Source organism: Amycolatopsis azurea DSM 43854, from assembly GCF_001995215.1.
GTDB lineage: Bacteria > Actinomycetota > Actinomycetes > Mycobacteriales > Pseudonocardiaceae > Amycolatopsis > Amycolatopsis azurea.
Genome location: NZ_MUXN01000001.1, coordinates 234,514 through 247,629 on the forward strand (window position 1 = coordinate 234,514; position 13,116 = coordinate 247,629).

Here is a 13,116-nt window from a genome sequence, read left to right on the forward strand (position 1 = left end):
TCAGCCCCTTTGCGCGCGGACGTAACCCAGGCGCAGCGACAGCGCGGCGGCGGTCCCGGCCACCGTCGCGCCCAGTTCGTCGGTCCGGCGGAGCACGCGTCCGGCGGGGCCCGCGATGCTGATCGCGGCGATCGGCCGTCCGGTGTGGTCGCGGACGGCCGCGGCGACACAGCCCACGTCCGGTTCGTTCTCGACGTCGTCGACGGCCCAGCCGCGGCGGCTCGTCCTGGCCAGGTCGTCGAGCAGCCGGGCCGGATCGTTGATCGTCTTGAGCGTGAGGCTGTCGAGCTTCATCCGGCGGATGCGTTCGACCCGGTCCTGTTCGGGCAATGCCGCCAGCCACGCCTTGCCCAGCGACGTCGCGTGCTGCGGACGGCGGGTGCCGAGGCGGCAGGCCAGGGTGACGGCGTTGGCGCTGCGTTCGGTGGCGACGTAGACCATCGTGTCGTTGTCCGGGACCGCGAGATACGTCGTCTCACCGCTGCGCTCGGCGAGCGACGCGAGATAGCGCGGCGCGCAGCGGTGGAGATCGGTCGCCGCCATCGCGCGGGCGCCGAGTTCGACCAGCCGGGTGCCGAGCCGGACGCGGCCGGTGGCGCGATCGGCTTCGAGGTATTCGAGATTCTTGAGGGTGCCGACGATGCGGTACGCGGCGCTCCGGGAGAGACCCAGTTGCCTGGCGATCGCGTTGGTGGAAATCTCCTGGTTCTGGCCGACGTGCTCGAGAACCGCGAGTCCGCGCTCGAGAGTGCCACTGGAATCCAGGCCGCGTGGTGTGCCCACTTCGCCCTCCGTTGGACCGGGGTACCGATGACCGGCACCTGTTTCCGTTAAGCGGATTCGGACGTTAACAGCTCCGCCGACCCTTGGGAAGGTTTCTTAACAAACTGTCGACCGGACAAGTTTTCCCAGCTCGGGGGCTTCCGGTCAAGATCACCGGTTTGGACCAATCCTTTCGGCGGTTCCGATTCGGCGTATGACTTCAGGGGTCATTTTTCTGTTCACGGATATGAAAGGACCCCCGCCGGAAAATCGCGGCGAGGGTCTTGTCCGGAGTCCGTTTCTAACGCACCGAGAGGTTCCCGACCGCTCGGACGACCGCCGTGCAGCGGTTTTCGACGTAGGCCAAACCGCCTTCTTCGGCGATCCGGCGGGACTCGGCGGAGACGATGCCCTGTTGAAGCCAGAGCGCCTTCGCGCCGATCGCGACGGCCTGTTCGGCGATCGGCGGAGTGTCCGCGGCCGGGCGGAAGACGTCGACGAGGTCGACCGGCTCCGGGATGTCGGTGAGCGAGCGGTAGACCTTCTCGCCCAGCAGCTCGTCGGCCGAAGGATGGACGGGGATGATCCGGAAGCCGTGCTCCCGCAGCACGGCGGCGACCCCGTGCGAGGCCTTGGCCGGATCGCGGCTCAGCCCCACGACGGCGATCGTCTTCGATCCGGCGAGGATCTCGGTGGCGCGATCGGTCATACCGGGTGCAACCGCGCCGGATCCCGGGTAATTCCTAGAGCTTCCACAGCCGGAGGCCGCGGACCCGGTACACCGGCCAGACGACGTGCCAGGCGCGGCGCCGCAGGAAGACCGCGGAACACGTCAGGACGCTGCGCGCGGACGTCGTCGCGACGTCGTGGCGGTCCGGCCAGATCCCGCCGTGCCGACCGGCGGCGATCCGGAAGACGTTGACCAGACCGCGGCCCTGCATGTCGAATTTCGCGCCGGTGTCACCGGAATCCGGGGTGAGGGAGGCGATCTCCGGGCCGAACGCGGCCGCGGGCGCGGGCCCCGCGTCGGCGGGGAGGTCACCGACGGTCGCCGAGATCGCCTTGCCGTAGAGGCGGCGGCTGTAGCGCGTGAGCAGCAGCCGTTCCCACAGCGGCAGGACACGGCGGTGCCTGAGCAGCGCCGAACACTCCGCGTGCCCGATGGCGAAGATGTCGGTCAGCTCGTCGTAGGCGTTGTGCGCGGCGGGTTCGTTGAGGTGCACCCGGACCTCGTACCGGATGCGCGCGGTGAGCTCGTCGAGCTCCTCGCGGCGGTCGATCCTGGTCTTCGCCCGTGAGAGCGTCCAATCGGACATGGGAAGCAGGCTAGGTGATGATCGGGGCCGTGCGAGACCCTTTCGGCCTAATCTCTGGTCGTACCGGCCAGTGGAACGGGCGTCTTGTGCGGGCCCGGGTGACGGGGCAGAGTTCGGCTGTCGGAAGGAGCCCATGGACGCCAGCACGCTGCAGGAGGCCGCGGCCGCGCTGCTCAGCGCGTACGAGACCGGTAAGCCGATCGCGCCCCTGATCGAGACCTATCCCGCCGCGACGCTGGAGGACGCGTACCGCATCCAGCAGCGGCTCGTCCACCATTGGGCCGACCGCGGCGACGGCGTGCGCGGGCACAAGGTCGGCCTCGCGTCCGCCGCCATGCAGCGGCAGATGGGCGTCGACCAGCCCGACTACGGGCACCTGACCGCTTCGATGTTCCATCTCGAACACCAGCCGATCCCGATCGGCGGCTTCCTCCAGCCGAAGATCGAACCGGAGATCGGGTTCGTCCTCGGCTCTCGGCTGCGCGGCCCCGGTGTCACGGTGGCGGACGCGCTGCGGGCGGTGGACTTCGTCGTCCCGGCGCTGGAGATCGTCGATTCCCGTATCCAGGACTGGAAGATCAGCATCGTCGACACCATCGCGGACAACGCGTCTTCGGGCGGTGTCGTCCTCGGCAGCAGGCCGACCGCGATCGGTGACCTCGACCTGCGGCTGGTGGGCTGCGTCCTGCACCAGAACGGTGAGATCGCGGCGACCGGCGCCGGTGGCGCGGTGCTCGGTTCGCCGGTGAACGCGCTGGTGTGGCTCGCGAACACGGTCGGGCCGCTCGGGGTCGCGCTCGAACCGGGGCACGTCGTGCTGCCGGGTTCGATGACGCGCGCGATCCCGGTGAGCCCCGGCGACACGGTCGTCGCGACGATGGCGGGGCTCGGCAGTGTCACCGCGAAGTTCTCCGGGGAGGAGCGGCCGTGAGCCTTGATGTGCGTGAGGCGGCGGAAGCGCTGCTGTCCGGGGAAGAACGCGATCCGCTGACCGACGCGTGGCCCGCTTTGGACGTCGAAACCGCGTACGCGATCCAGGACGAGGCGCTCCGGATCCGGCAGGAACGTGGCGAGACGCTGATCGGCGTCAAGCTGGGCTTGACCTCGCGGGCGAAGCAGAAACGGATGGGCATCGACTCGCCGTTGCTCGCTTGGCTGACCGACGCGATGGTGCTTCCCGCCGGTGTCCCGGTTCCCACGCTGATCCATCCGCGTGCCGAACCGGAGCTGGTTTTCGTCATGGGACAACGACTTTCGGGTCCCGGCGTGACCTCGGCGACGGCGCTGGCCGCGGTCGAGCGCGTCCACGGCGGCGTCGAGATCATCGACAGCCGGTACCGGGACTACCGCTTCTCCCTGCCGGACGCCGTGGCGGACAACGGTTCTTCCGCGTACTTCACGCTCGGCCCGGTGGGCGCCGAGCCGTCCTCGCTGGACCTTTCGCTGGAGGCGGCGCTGCTGGAGGTCGACGGCGCCATCGTCGACACCGCCACCGGGGCGGCCGTGCAAGGACATCCGGCGGAAGCGCTGGCGCTGGCGGCCAACGCCCTCGGGGCCCGCGGGCTCGCGCTGGAACAGGGCTGGATCGTGCTCACCGGCGGGATGACCGACGCCGTCGACGTACGCCCGGGTTCACGGGTGGCGGCGCATTTCTCGCATCTGGGCTCGATCACGCTCGCCGGGTCTTGACGGACCGGTGCTCGGCGGTGATCTACGAGGTCCCCGAAGCGTTGCGAAAGCCACTTTCACAACCTTCAACGTTGCGAAAGTGGCTTTCGCAACACCCGAGATCGGGGTGCGGGCGAGCGACTGCTGACCTTAAGTCCTTTGTGGATAGTGCGGCGAGGCGCGGTCGGCCGTCTCCAGCAGACCGCGCGTGAGCCGCGGCCAGATCGCGCGCGGGAGGTCGTGTCCCATACCGGGGACGACGTCCAATGTGGACTCCCGCAGCGCCCGGGCCGTCGCCCGGCCACCGGAAACGTGCACGAGCGGATCCTTCGAACCGTGCACGACGAGGGCGGGAACCTGGAGTTTCCGCAACGCGCGGGAACGATCCCCGCTCGACATGATCGCCGCCAGTTGCCGCGCTGTCCCGCCAGGGTTGACGCCGCGGTCGTAGGACCGTTCCGCGCGCTCGCGCATCCGGGCCTCGTCGAAGGGATAGCCCGGCGAGCCGATGACGCGGAACGTGCGCACCAGGGAATCGACGTACTCCTCACGGCCGCGCGGAGGAGCCGAAAGCAGCATCGCCAGCGCCTTGGCGCTCGGCCGCCCGACGAACCGGTTACCGGTGGTCGACATGATCGACGTCAGCGACCGCACCCGCGACGGGTACTCGATGGCCAGTGTCTGCGCGACCATCCCGCCCATCGACGCGCCCACGACGTGCGCGCTCTCGACGCCGAGCCGGGTCAGCAGCCCGGCGGCGTCGCCCGCCATGTCCGCCAGGGAGTACGGCGCCGTGCGCAGGGCGTACGCGAGCGGGAGGTTCACCCGCCCGGTCATCCGGCTGGACCGGCCGGCGTCGCGGTTGTCGTAGCGGATGACGAAGAACCCCTCGGCCGCGAGGTGCTCGCAGAGTTCGTCGTCCCACCAGATCATCTGCGAGGCCAGGCCCATGATCATCAGCAACGGCCTGCCGTCCGGCGAGCCGAACGTCTCGTGGCACAACTCGATGCCGTTCACCGTGGCGATCGTCTCGGGCATTCCGACAGTGTGACTACTCACCGCGATACGCGCGAGCCTGGATCTCGTAAAGCTCGTGGTAGAGGCCTCCTTCCTCGATGAGTTCGGCGTGCGTGCCCTGTTCGATCAGCCGTCCCTTCTCCAGCACGAGGATCCGGTCCGCGGAGCGGATGTTGGCCAGCCGGTGGGTGACCAGGATCGTCGTGCGCCTGCCCGCCCCGGAGACGCTCGCGTGCCGCAGCCCGGCGAAGACCCGCGCCTCGGCCTTCGCGTCGAGCGCGGCCGTCGGCTCGTCGGCGACCAGGACGGCGGCGTCGCGGTAGATCCCGCGGGCGATCCCCATCCGCTGCCACTGCCCGCCCGAGATGTCCTGCCCGTCGTCGAACTTCTTGGACAGCACCGTTTTCTCTTTGGCAGGCAAGGACTCGATCACCTCGTCGGCGCCGGAGGAGGTGATCGCGTCGAGCCAGGCGACGCGGTCCGGATCCTCGCGGCCGAGCCTGCCGACGGTCACGTTGTGCTCCGCGGTCATCGGCCATTCGGCAGGATCCTGGGCGATCACGGCGATGTTCGTGTGCACCGACTCGTGGTCGGCGCCCGCGAGATCGACGTCGTCCCAGTACACCTTTCCCTCCGAGGGCGGATAGAGCCCGGTGAGCAGTTTGCCCAGCGTGGTCTTGCCCGAACCGTTCTCGCCGACGAGGGCGACCACCTCGCCGCGCCGGATGGTCAGCGAAACCTCGCGCAGCGCGGCGGTTTCCTGGCCGGGATAGGTGAACGTGACGTTGTCCAGCCGGATCTCCGCCGGATCCGGCGGGGCGGCGATCCCGTCCTTCAGCGGGCCGCGTTTCTCGGATTCCACGAGCAGCTTGTGGAAGAAGGCGATGTAGAACGACTCCTCGTACAGGGAGTTCACCGCGTGCATCGTGATGGACAGCGAGTTCGACGCCGACCGCATGGCGAGCGCCGCCGTCCCGGCGAGGGCGAGTTCCATCTGCCCGCTGTAGAGCAGGACGCCGAGCACGAGGTACGCGACGGCGGTGCCCACCCCGGCCGCCGCGCGACCGGTCAGCCGGACCAGATTGCTGCGATGCGCGAGCCGGACCTCCTCGTGCATCAAGCTTTCGGTGATCCGCCGGTACTCGCCGAGCAACGGTTCCTGCAGGGTGAGCGCGTGCCGTTCGAGGGCGAATTCGCGGTACGTGGCGACTTCCTCGACGATCCCCTTCCGGATGTGCCGTCCGACTGTGTCGAGATAGTGCCGGTAGTTCAGCCGCGCGACCTTGGCCGCCGCCCAGCCGTCGGCCGCCGCGGCGAGCAACAGCACCGGCGCGAGCCACGGGTTGAGCAGGCCCGCCGCCACCAGCGCGGCGATCAGCGAGATCAGCGCCGACGTCAGATCCGCGAGCCAGCGCAGGCTCATCTCGATCGAGCGGACGCCGTACCGCGCGCCCTGCCTGGCCAGCTCCCGGAAATCGGCGTCCTCGAAGGCCAGCAGCCGGACCCGGACCATCGCGGCGGTGACCTCGTCGCCCGCCGCGGTCACGATCCGCGGCCGGAGCGCGCCCTCGACCGCGGCCACGGCCGTGTCGAGCAGCGCGCGCAACGCGTACGTGCCGACGACGATCATCAAGGCGGGCAACGATTCCAGCACTCTGTCCGGCGTCGGCCCGCTTTCCAGCAGTGCGATGAACACGTTCGCCGTCGCCAGCAGGCCGAACGCGGTGACACAACCGGAAAGGACGTGGACGACGCCGGCGAGCAGGGTCAGCCGCGGCGACGTCCGCCAGGCCAGCCGCAGCACGATGGCCACGGCCGACGGGAGCGCGCGGATGGCCTTCGCCATCCCCGCCTCGGCCACGGTCTCGTCGACCGCGGCCCATTCGGGCATCTTCAGGTTCTCGACCCCGATCAGGGGCACGGGCGCTTCGGGCACTCCTTCTTCTCTACGCGCCCCCACCGACAATTCCGAGAGCCGATGGGGCGGCGGTGACGCGTCGGCCGGGTGGGTCGTGAGTGGCAAGTGTCGTTCTAACCCCACTTGCCACTCACGACCACCTGTGCCGACGCCTCACCGCAGCACTCTTCAGCTCCCGCCCACGATGCGTTACGCTCTCGCTAGAGCGATCTATCAAGTCGCAAGGGGGCGAACATGGAAGCTCTGCGAAACCAAGGGCTCACCGCGTTACGGCTGATCCTGGCCTTCACACTGCTGTCCACCACGCTGCACTACGCGCACAACGTGATCAGAGCGGCGGACTACCCGCAGATCGAGGGGATCCCGGTCGGTGTCGCCGCGACCCTGGTCGCCATCGTGTACTTCGTCCTGACCGCGATCGGCCTGGCCGGCTACCGCGACTACCTGCGCGGACGCTACTGGCGGGCGCTCGTGCTCCTGATGGTCTTCTCGCTGTCGGGACTGGCGAGCCTTGGGCACTTCCTGACCGGGGTGCCGCAGATCCCGGCGTTCTGGTTCGTCACGATCTTCACCGACGGTGCCTCGGCGCTGCTTCTGTGGGGCTTCGTGATCTGGGCGTCGGCGAAGCTCAACCGGGTGCCCACGCCCGCCTAGCCGCCGTACGTGATGTGGTGGGGCGCGGCGACCTTGTTGATCTTCACCGGATCGATCGCGCCCTCGGTGAACACGGCCGGACCCGCCTCGAACAGGTCCTCCAGGTAGTGCTCCCAGCCGCCGGGGGAGGAGATCTGGAGGACCCGGGGCGGCTCGGAGACGCGGCGCAGAGCGTGCGGCACCCCGCGTGGCAGCAGGACGAACGTGCCCTTGGTCGCGACGTGGCTCTCGTCGTCGAAGTCGATGCCGAGTTCGCCTTCGAGGACGTAGATGCACTCGTCGGCCTCGTGGTGCACGTGCCGCGGGATGTCCATGGCCAGGGTGACCTCCAGCAACGAGAACCTCGTCTCGGTGTCCTCGGTCATCGCCTTGACGCTGAACGCGGGCGGCAGCTTTACCCGGCCGGGCCGGGCCTCGCCGGGTTCGAGCAGCAGAAAACGGTCCTTCGACATGCTATGCTCTCCTTCATTCGGAAGCGGATTCCGTTTCCACTTAATCGGGAGGGAGACAGGTTGTCAGCCAAGCCGCGAGCGGACGCGGAGCGCAATCGAGCACGGGTGACGGAGGCCGCGCGGGCGCTGTTCGCCGAACGCGGGGACGACGTGCAGATGCCGGAGATCGCCCGCGCGGCCGGCGTCGGCGTCGGGACCGTGTATCGGCATTTCCCCGACCGTCAGGCGCTGGTCGAAGCGGCCGCGGAACATCGGTTCGCGGAGATCGAGGAGTACGCCCGGGAGTACTGCTTCGGCGAGGATTCCGGCCTGGAGCGCTACTTCCGGTACGTCGGCGAGCTGCTGTCCCGCGACCGGGGCCTCACCGCGGCCATCGATTCGGCGCGCGGACGGCCCGGGAGTGAGCCGCGCGGCACCGCCCGCGGGCGCCTCGAAAGGGTGGTCGCCGAGGTCATCGCCCACGATCAGGCGGCGGGACTCGTCCGGCTGGACTGCACCGTCGCCGACGTCTATCTGCTGGTCGGCGCGCTTTCGTCGGTCATTCGCGCGGGTTCCGATTGGGTTCGTTTCCTCGACCTGACGCTTTCCGCACTCCGTGACCAACTTTCTACATAACATTGACGGTAGTCAGTGCAATGTAGACAATTGATCAGGTGACGCGGACCACACCGGTGACGTTCGAACGTCATCCCAGCGGCTACCGGCACTGGAAACTGTCCACCGACGGCGACGTCGCGTGGCTCGAACTCGACGTCGCCGCGGACGGCGGGCTCGTACCGGGTTACGAGCTCAAGCTCAACTCGTACGACCTCGGCGTCGACATCGAGTTGTACGACGCGACGCAGCGGCTGCGGTTCGAGCACCCCGAAGTCCGCGTGGTCATCGTGACCAGCGCGAAGGACAACGTCTTCTGCGCCGGGGCGAACATCCGGATGCTCGCGTCGTCGTCGCACGAGTGGAAGGTGAACTTCTGCAAGTTCACCAACGAGACCCGCAACGCCATGGAAGACGCCACCGCGCATTCCGGGCAGCTCTACGTCGCCGCGGTCAACGGCACGTGCGCCGGCGGCGGCTACGAGATCGCGCTCGCCTGCGACAAGATCTTGCTGGTCGACGACAACTCCTCGACCGTCGCGCTGCCGGAGGTCCCGCTCCTCGGCGTCCTCCCCGGTACCGGCGGGCTCACCCGGGTGGTCGACAAACGCGGCGTGCGGCGGGACCTCGCCGACGTCTTTGCCACCCGCCCCGACGGGGTCAAGGGCCGGACCGCCGTCGACTGGCGGCTCGTCGACGAACTCGTGCCGCGCAAGGGTTTCCGCGACGCCGTGCTGGCCAGGGCGAAGGAACTCGCTCGGACGACCGAGCGGCTCGACGGCGAAGGCGTCCGGCTCGCGCCGCTGAAGCATCGCTATGTCGACGTCGTCCTGGGCGAGACCGAAGCGACCATCACCGTCAAGGGGCCCGAAGACGACGACGGCTGGCTACTGGACGTCACCCGGGAGCTGGACGACACGATCCTCCGCCTGCGCACCAACGAACCCGGGCTCGGCACCTGGGTGCTCCGCGCCGAGGGTGATCCCGCGAAGGTCCTGGAGCACGAACGCGCCGTTTTCGACGTGAAAGACTGTCTGAGCAACGAAATCGTCCACTACTTCAAACGGACGCTGAAACGCCTGGACGTCACCAGCCGCAGCTTGATCGCCCTCGTCGAGCCCGGCGGCTGCTTCGCCGGGCTCCTGCTGGAAATCGCGCTCGCCGCCGACCGGCAGTACATCTTGGACGGTCCCCCGGTCGACGACGAAGACAGTGAAGAACGTGCGTCGATCACGTTGTCCGAAGCCAACTTCGGCCGCTTCCCGATGGGCAACGGCCTCACTCGTCTCGAGTCCCGGTTCTTCGGCGACCCCGGGCACGTCACGAAGCTGGCGGAACGACGCGGTCAAGCGCTGAGCCCGGCGGAGGCGAACGAACTCGGCCTGGTCACCGACGCCCCGGACGACCTCGACTGGGAGGACGAGATCCGGATCGCGCTGGAAGGCCGGGCTTCGCTCAGCCCGGACGCCCTGACCGGCATGGAGGCGAACCACCGGTTCGTCGGCCCCGAAACGACGGAAAGCAAGATCTTCGGCAGGCTCGCGGCCTGGCAGAACTGGATCTTCACTCGTCCGAACGCATCCGGTCCCGAAGGCGCGCTGCGTCGCTACGGTACTGGTCAGAAGGCCGTCTTCGACAGGAAGCGGGTTTGAAAAGACCATGCCCACCAAGATCGATTACGACGCCAAGATCCCCAACAACGTCGATCTCTCCGGGGACCGGCGGCTCCAGCGGGCGCTGGAGGGCTGGCAGCCGAAGTTCCTGGACTGGTGGGGCGAAATGGGTCCCACGCTGCGGACCCAGGGCGTCTACCTGCGCACCGCGGTCAGCGTCGGCCGGGACGGCTGGGCGCATTTCGGCCACGTCAACGTGCCCGACTACCGCTGGGGGATCTTCCTCGCGGAGCCCGGCCCGGACCGCGTCATCGGTTTCGGCGAGCACAAGGGCGAGCCCGCCTGGCAGCAGGTCCCCGGCGAATACCGCGCCGACCTGCAACGGCTCATCGTCATCCAGGGCGACACCGAACCCGCGTCGGTCGAGCAGCAGAAACTGCTGGGGCTCACCGCGCCGAGCCTCTACGACCTGCGGAACCTGTTCCAGGTCAACGTCGAAGAAGGCCGCCATCTGTGGGCGATGGTGTATCTGCTGCACGCCTACTTCGGCCGGGAAGGCCGCGACGAGGCGGAAGGTCTCCTGCTCCGGAATTCCGGAAGTCCGGACGCCCCGCGCATCCTCGGCGCCTTCAATGAGGAGACCGCGGATTGGCTCGCGTTCTACATGTTCACCTATTTCACCGATCGCGATGGCAAATACCAGCTCGGCACCCTCAAGGAAAGCGGCTTCGACCCGCTTTCCCGCACTTGCGAATTCATGCTCAAGGAAGAGGCGCACCACATGTTCGTCGGCACCACGGGGGTCGACCGGGTGGTCACCCGCAGTGCCGAACTGATCCGCGAACACGACACCTTCGACATCGCCGGGCACGGCGGGATCCCCCTGGACGTGATCCAGCGCTACCTCAACTTCCACTACACCGTCTCCCTCGACCTGTTCGGCAGCGAGACCTCGACCAACGCCGCGAACTACTACACCGCCGGGCTGAAAGGCCGCTGGCAGGAGCCCCGCCGCAAGGACGACCACCGGCTCACCGACGCCGCCGGAACGCTGTCCCGGCCGAGGGCCGACGGCACCTGGGAGAGCGAGGAACACCAGGCAATCCTGCTGCTGAACCTCGACCTGCGGGAGGAGTACCGCGCCGACTGCCAGACCGGGGTCAACCGCTGGAACAAGATCCTGGACGAGGCAGGCATCGACTTCCGATTCGTCCTCCCGCACCCTGGATTCAATCGCGAAGTCGGCATAAACTCCGGCCACCATGTGACGCCCGACGGCACGGTTGTCGACGAGCGGACCTGGCTGGCCGGCAAACGCAAGTGGCTGCCCACTCCCGAAGACCTGACCTTCGTCCGATCGCTGATGCACCCGGTGTACGAGCGAGGAAAGATCGCGAGCTGGGTGGCACCGCCACGCCAGGGCATCAATGGGAAACCGTTCGATTACGAATACGTTTACCTGAGCTGAGCCGATAGAAGGTGCGCCCGTGACCGCTGCTGCTACCGGGTTCAACGCGACGAGCTACCTGCTCGACAGGCATCCGGCGGAAGGGCTTTCGGCGAAGAACGCCGTCGTTTCCCCCAGGCGAAGTCTCACGTATGCGGAGCTCGCGGCCGAAACCCGCAGGGTCGCGGCCGGGCTGAAGGCGATCGGCGTCCGGCCCGAGGAGCGGGTCCTGTTCTGCATGGTCGACGACGTCGAGCTGCTCACCGGCATCCTCGGCGCGATGCTGGCCGGAGCGGTCGCCGTCCCGGTGTCCACCATGGTCACCGGGATGGACCTCGGCAAGGTGCTGGCCGATTCGCGGGCCAGGGTGCTGTGCGTCTCCGGCGAGTTCTCCGCGCAGGCGGCGATCGCGCTGGGCCTGGCGCCGGAGGTCACCGACGTCGTGCTGGACAGGGCCAAGGCGGCCGAGCTGCCGTCCGGCGTCCGCGCGCATCAGTGGAGCGATCTGTCCACAATGGACGACAGCGGTTTCGAACCGGCGCCGACCTGGGAGGATTCGCCCGCGCTCTGGCTGTACACCTCGGGGACGACGGGGAAGCCGAAGGGCGCGATGCACCGGCACGCGGGCATCCGCGCGGTCTGCGAGACGTATGCGCGCGGCGTGCTGGACGTCGGGCCGAACGACCGTTTCCTTTCCGTTCCGAAACTGTTCTTCGCCTACGGCTTGGGGAATTCGGCGTTCTTCCCGCTCGTGTCTGGCGGGACGGCGCTGCTCGAACCGGCGAGGCCGACCCCGGGACTGATCGCCGCCAGGGTCCGCGCGGAGCGGCCGACGTTGTTCTTCGCCGTCCCGACCTTCTACGCGGCGCTGCTCGCCAGTGACATCCCCGACGACACGTTCGCCTCGGTACGCCAAGCGATTTCGGCGGGGGAACCGCTGGCGGCCTCGCTGTACGAACGGTTTCGCGACCGGTTCGGCGTCGAGATCCTCGACGGGATCGGCTCGACGGAGGCGCTGCACGTCTTCCTGTCCAACCGGCCGCATCAGGTGCGCCCCGGCAGTACCGGGGTCCCGGTGCCCGGTTACGAGGTCGCGCTGCGCGACGAGCACGGCGACCCGGTGCCGGACGGGCAGCCCGGCGAGCTGTTCGTCGCCGGGCCGTCGATCGCGACCGGGTATTGGGCGCGGTACGAGACGACGAAGCAGGTCTTCCAAGGGGAATGGTTGCGGACGGGCGACAGTTTCGTGCGCAACGAGGACGGCAGCTACACCTGTCTCGGGCGGTTCAACGACATGCTGAAACCGGGCGGGATCTGGGTTTCGCCCGCCGAGGTCGAGGACAGGCTGCTCCAGCATCCGGCGGTCGCCGAGGTCGCGGTCGTGGCCGCCTTCGACGCCGACGGCATCGAGAAGCCCGTCGCGTGCGTGGTCGGCGTGCCCGGCCACCGGCTGGACGCGGACGAGCTGATCGCCTTCTGCCGGTCCGGGCTGGCGTCGTTCAAACGGCCGCGGGGCATCGTCGAGCTGGGCGAACTGCCGAAGACGGCGACCGGGAAGATCCGGCGCAACGTCATCCGGGAACTGGTGCGGGACCTGTACGAGGTCCAGGCCTATCAGCCGGACCCGGCCTCGCCCCTGCCCGGCTGACGTCCACCCGATCACGCGTGTCGTCCA

13 protein-coding genes are annotated in these 13,116 nt (G+C 68.5%); 7 read left to right on the forward strand and 6 right to left on the reverse strand.

Going from position 1 to position 13,116, the window contains the following annotated elements:
- The 3 genes from B0293_RS01130 to B0293_RS01140 form a co-directional block, all read right to left on the reverse strand.
- Complete coding sequence (locus B0293_RS01130) at window positions 1-783, reverse strand: IclR family transcriptional regulator (protein WP_005165190.1); 783 nt, start codon at window positions 781-783, stop codon at window positions 1-3.
- Between the two features lie 280 nt (window positions 784-1,063).
- Window positions 1,064-1,471, reverse strand: a complete 408-nt coding sequence (locus B0293_RS01135; protein ID WP_005165189.1) for a CoA-binding protein — start codon at window positions 1,469-1,471, stop codon at window positions 1,064-1,066.
- Between the two features lie 34 nt (window positions 1,472-1,505).
- The gene (locus B0293_RS01140; protein ID WP_005165188.1) at window positions 1,506-2,078 is read right to left on the reverse strand and encodes a hypothetical protein; all 573 of its coding nucleotides are present in this window, start codon (window positions 2,076-2,078) and stop codon (window positions 1,506-1,508) included.
- 133 nt (window positions 2,079-2,211) lie between these two features.
- Between B0293_RS01140 and B0293_RS01145 the strand changes: the two genes are divergently transcribed.
- Both B0293_RS01145 and B0293_RS01150 read left to right on the forward strand, forming a co-directional pair.
- Entirely contained in the window at window positions 2,212-3,009 is a 798-nt protein-coding gene (locus tag B0293_RS01145) for a 2-keto-4-pentenoate hydratase (RefSeq protein WP_005165187.1), read from the forward strand.
- A complete protein-coding gene (locus B0293_RS01150; RefSeq protein WP_005165186.1) occupies window positions 3,006-3,767 on the forward strand; it encodes a 2-keto-4-pentenoate hydratase in 762 nt (253 codons plus the stop codon). Before B0293_RS01145 ends, B0293_RS01150 begins: the two co-directional genes overlap by 4 nt.
- Window positions 3,768-3,896: 129 nt before the next feature.
- On the opposite strand, the gene B0293_RS01155 is transcribed toward B0293_RS01150, so the two are convergent.
- A complete protein-coding gene (locus tag B0293_RS01155; RefSeq protein ID WP_005165184.1) occupies window positions 3,897-4,784 on the reverse strand; it encodes an alpha/beta fold hydrolase in 888 nt (295 codons plus the stop codon).
- A 13-nt stretch (window positions 4,785-4,797) separates the two neighbouring features.
- Window positions 4,798-6,699 (reverse strand): ABC transporter ATP-binding protein, encoded by a 1,902-nt coding sequence (locus B0293_RS01160; protein WP_005165182.1) that lies wholly within the window; start codon window positions 6,697-6,699, stop codon window positions 4,798-4,800.
- A gap of 216 nt (window positions 6,700-6,915) precedes the next feature.
- Here B0293_RS01160 and B0293_RS01165 point away from each other — a divergent pair, with 216 nt between their 5' ends.
- The gene (locus tag B0293_RS01165) at window positions 6,916-7,335 is read left to right on the forward strand and encodes a hypothetical protein (protein ID WP_005165180.1); all 420 of its coding nucleotides are present in this window, start codon (window positions 6,916-6,918) and stop codon (window positions 7,333-7,335) included.
- On the opposite strand, the gene B0293_RS01170 is transcribed toward B0293_RS01165, so the two are convergent.
- Window positions 7,332-7,787: a cupin domain-containing protein gene (locus B0293_RS01170; RefSeq protein ID WP_005165178.1), complete on the reverse strand. Its 456-nt coding sequence runs from the start codon at window positions 7,785-7,787 to the stop codon at window positions 7,332-7,334. The genes B0293_RS01165 and B0293_RS01170 overlap by 4 nt on opposite strands.
- Before the next feature lie 60 nt (window positions 7,788-7,847).
- Here B0293_RS01170 and B0293_RS01175 point away from each other — a divergent pair, with 60 nt between their 5' ends.
- Genes B0293_RS01175 through B0293_RS01190 form a run of 4 tightly spaced genes read left to right on the forward strand, consistent with a single transcriptional unit; the run spans window position 7,848 to window position 13,089 of the window.
- Entirely contained in the window at window positions 7,848-8,402 is a 555-nt protein-coding gene (locus tag B0293_RS01175) for a TetR/AcrR family transcriptional regulator (protein WP_039919359.1), read from the forward strand.
- A 38-nt stretch (window positions 8,403-8,440) separates the two neighbouring features.
- The gene (gene boxC / locus B0293_RS01180; protein ID WP_005165174.1) at window positions 8,441-10,033 is read left to right on the forward strand and encodes a 2,3-epoxybenzoyl-CoA dihydrolase; all 1,593 of its coding nucleotides are present in this window, start codon (window positions 8,441-8,443) and stop codon (window positions 10,031-10,033) included.
- 7 nt (window positions 10,034-10,040) lie between these two features.
- Window positions 10,041-11,462 carry a benzoyl-CoA 2,3-epoxidase subunit BoxB gene (gene boxB, locus B0293_RS01185; protein ID WP_005165173.1) on the forward strand — a complete coding sequence of 474 codons (1,422 nt, stop codon included), beginning with the start codon at window positions 10,041-10,043 and terminating at the stop codon, window positions 11,460-11,462.
- Between the two features lie 19 nt (window positions 11,463-11,481).
- Window positions 11,482-13,089: a benzoate-CoA ligase family protein gene (locus B0293_RS01190; protein ID WP_005165171.1), complete on the forward strand. Its 1,608-nt coding sequence runs from the start codon at window positions 11,482-11,484 to the stop codon at window positions 13,087-13,089.
- Window positions 13,090-13,116 lie beyond the last annotated feature (27 nt).

Coding starts and splice junctions, on each gene's coding strand:
- B0293_RS01135 (WP_005165189.1), bottom strand. CDS start 1,471: ATGACCGATCGCGCCACCGAGATCCTCGCCGGATCGAAGACGATCGCC.
- B0293_RS01140 (WP_005165188.1), bottom strand. CDS start 2,078: ATGTCCGATTGGACGCTCTCACGGGCGAAGACCAGGATCGACCGCCGC.
- B0293_RS01145 (WP_005165187.1), top strand. CDS start 2,212: ATGGACGCCAGCACGCTGCAGGAGGCCGCGGCCGCGCTGCTCAGCGCG.
- B0293_RS01155 (WP_005165184.1), bottom strand. CDS start 4,784: ATGCCCGAGACGATCGCCACGGTGAACGGCATCGAGTTGTGCCACGAG.
- B0293_RS01165 (WP_005165180.1), top strand. CDS start 6,916: ATGGAAGCTCTGCGAAACCAAGGGCTCACCGCGTTACGGCTGATCCTG.
- B0293_RS01170 (WP_005165178.1), bottom strand. CDS start 7,787: ATGTCGAAGGACCGTTTTCTGCTGCTCGAACCCGGCGAGGCCCGGCCC.
- boxB (WP_005165173.1), top strand. CDS start 10,041: ATGCCCACCAAGATCGATTACGACGCCAAGATCCCCAACAACGTCGAT.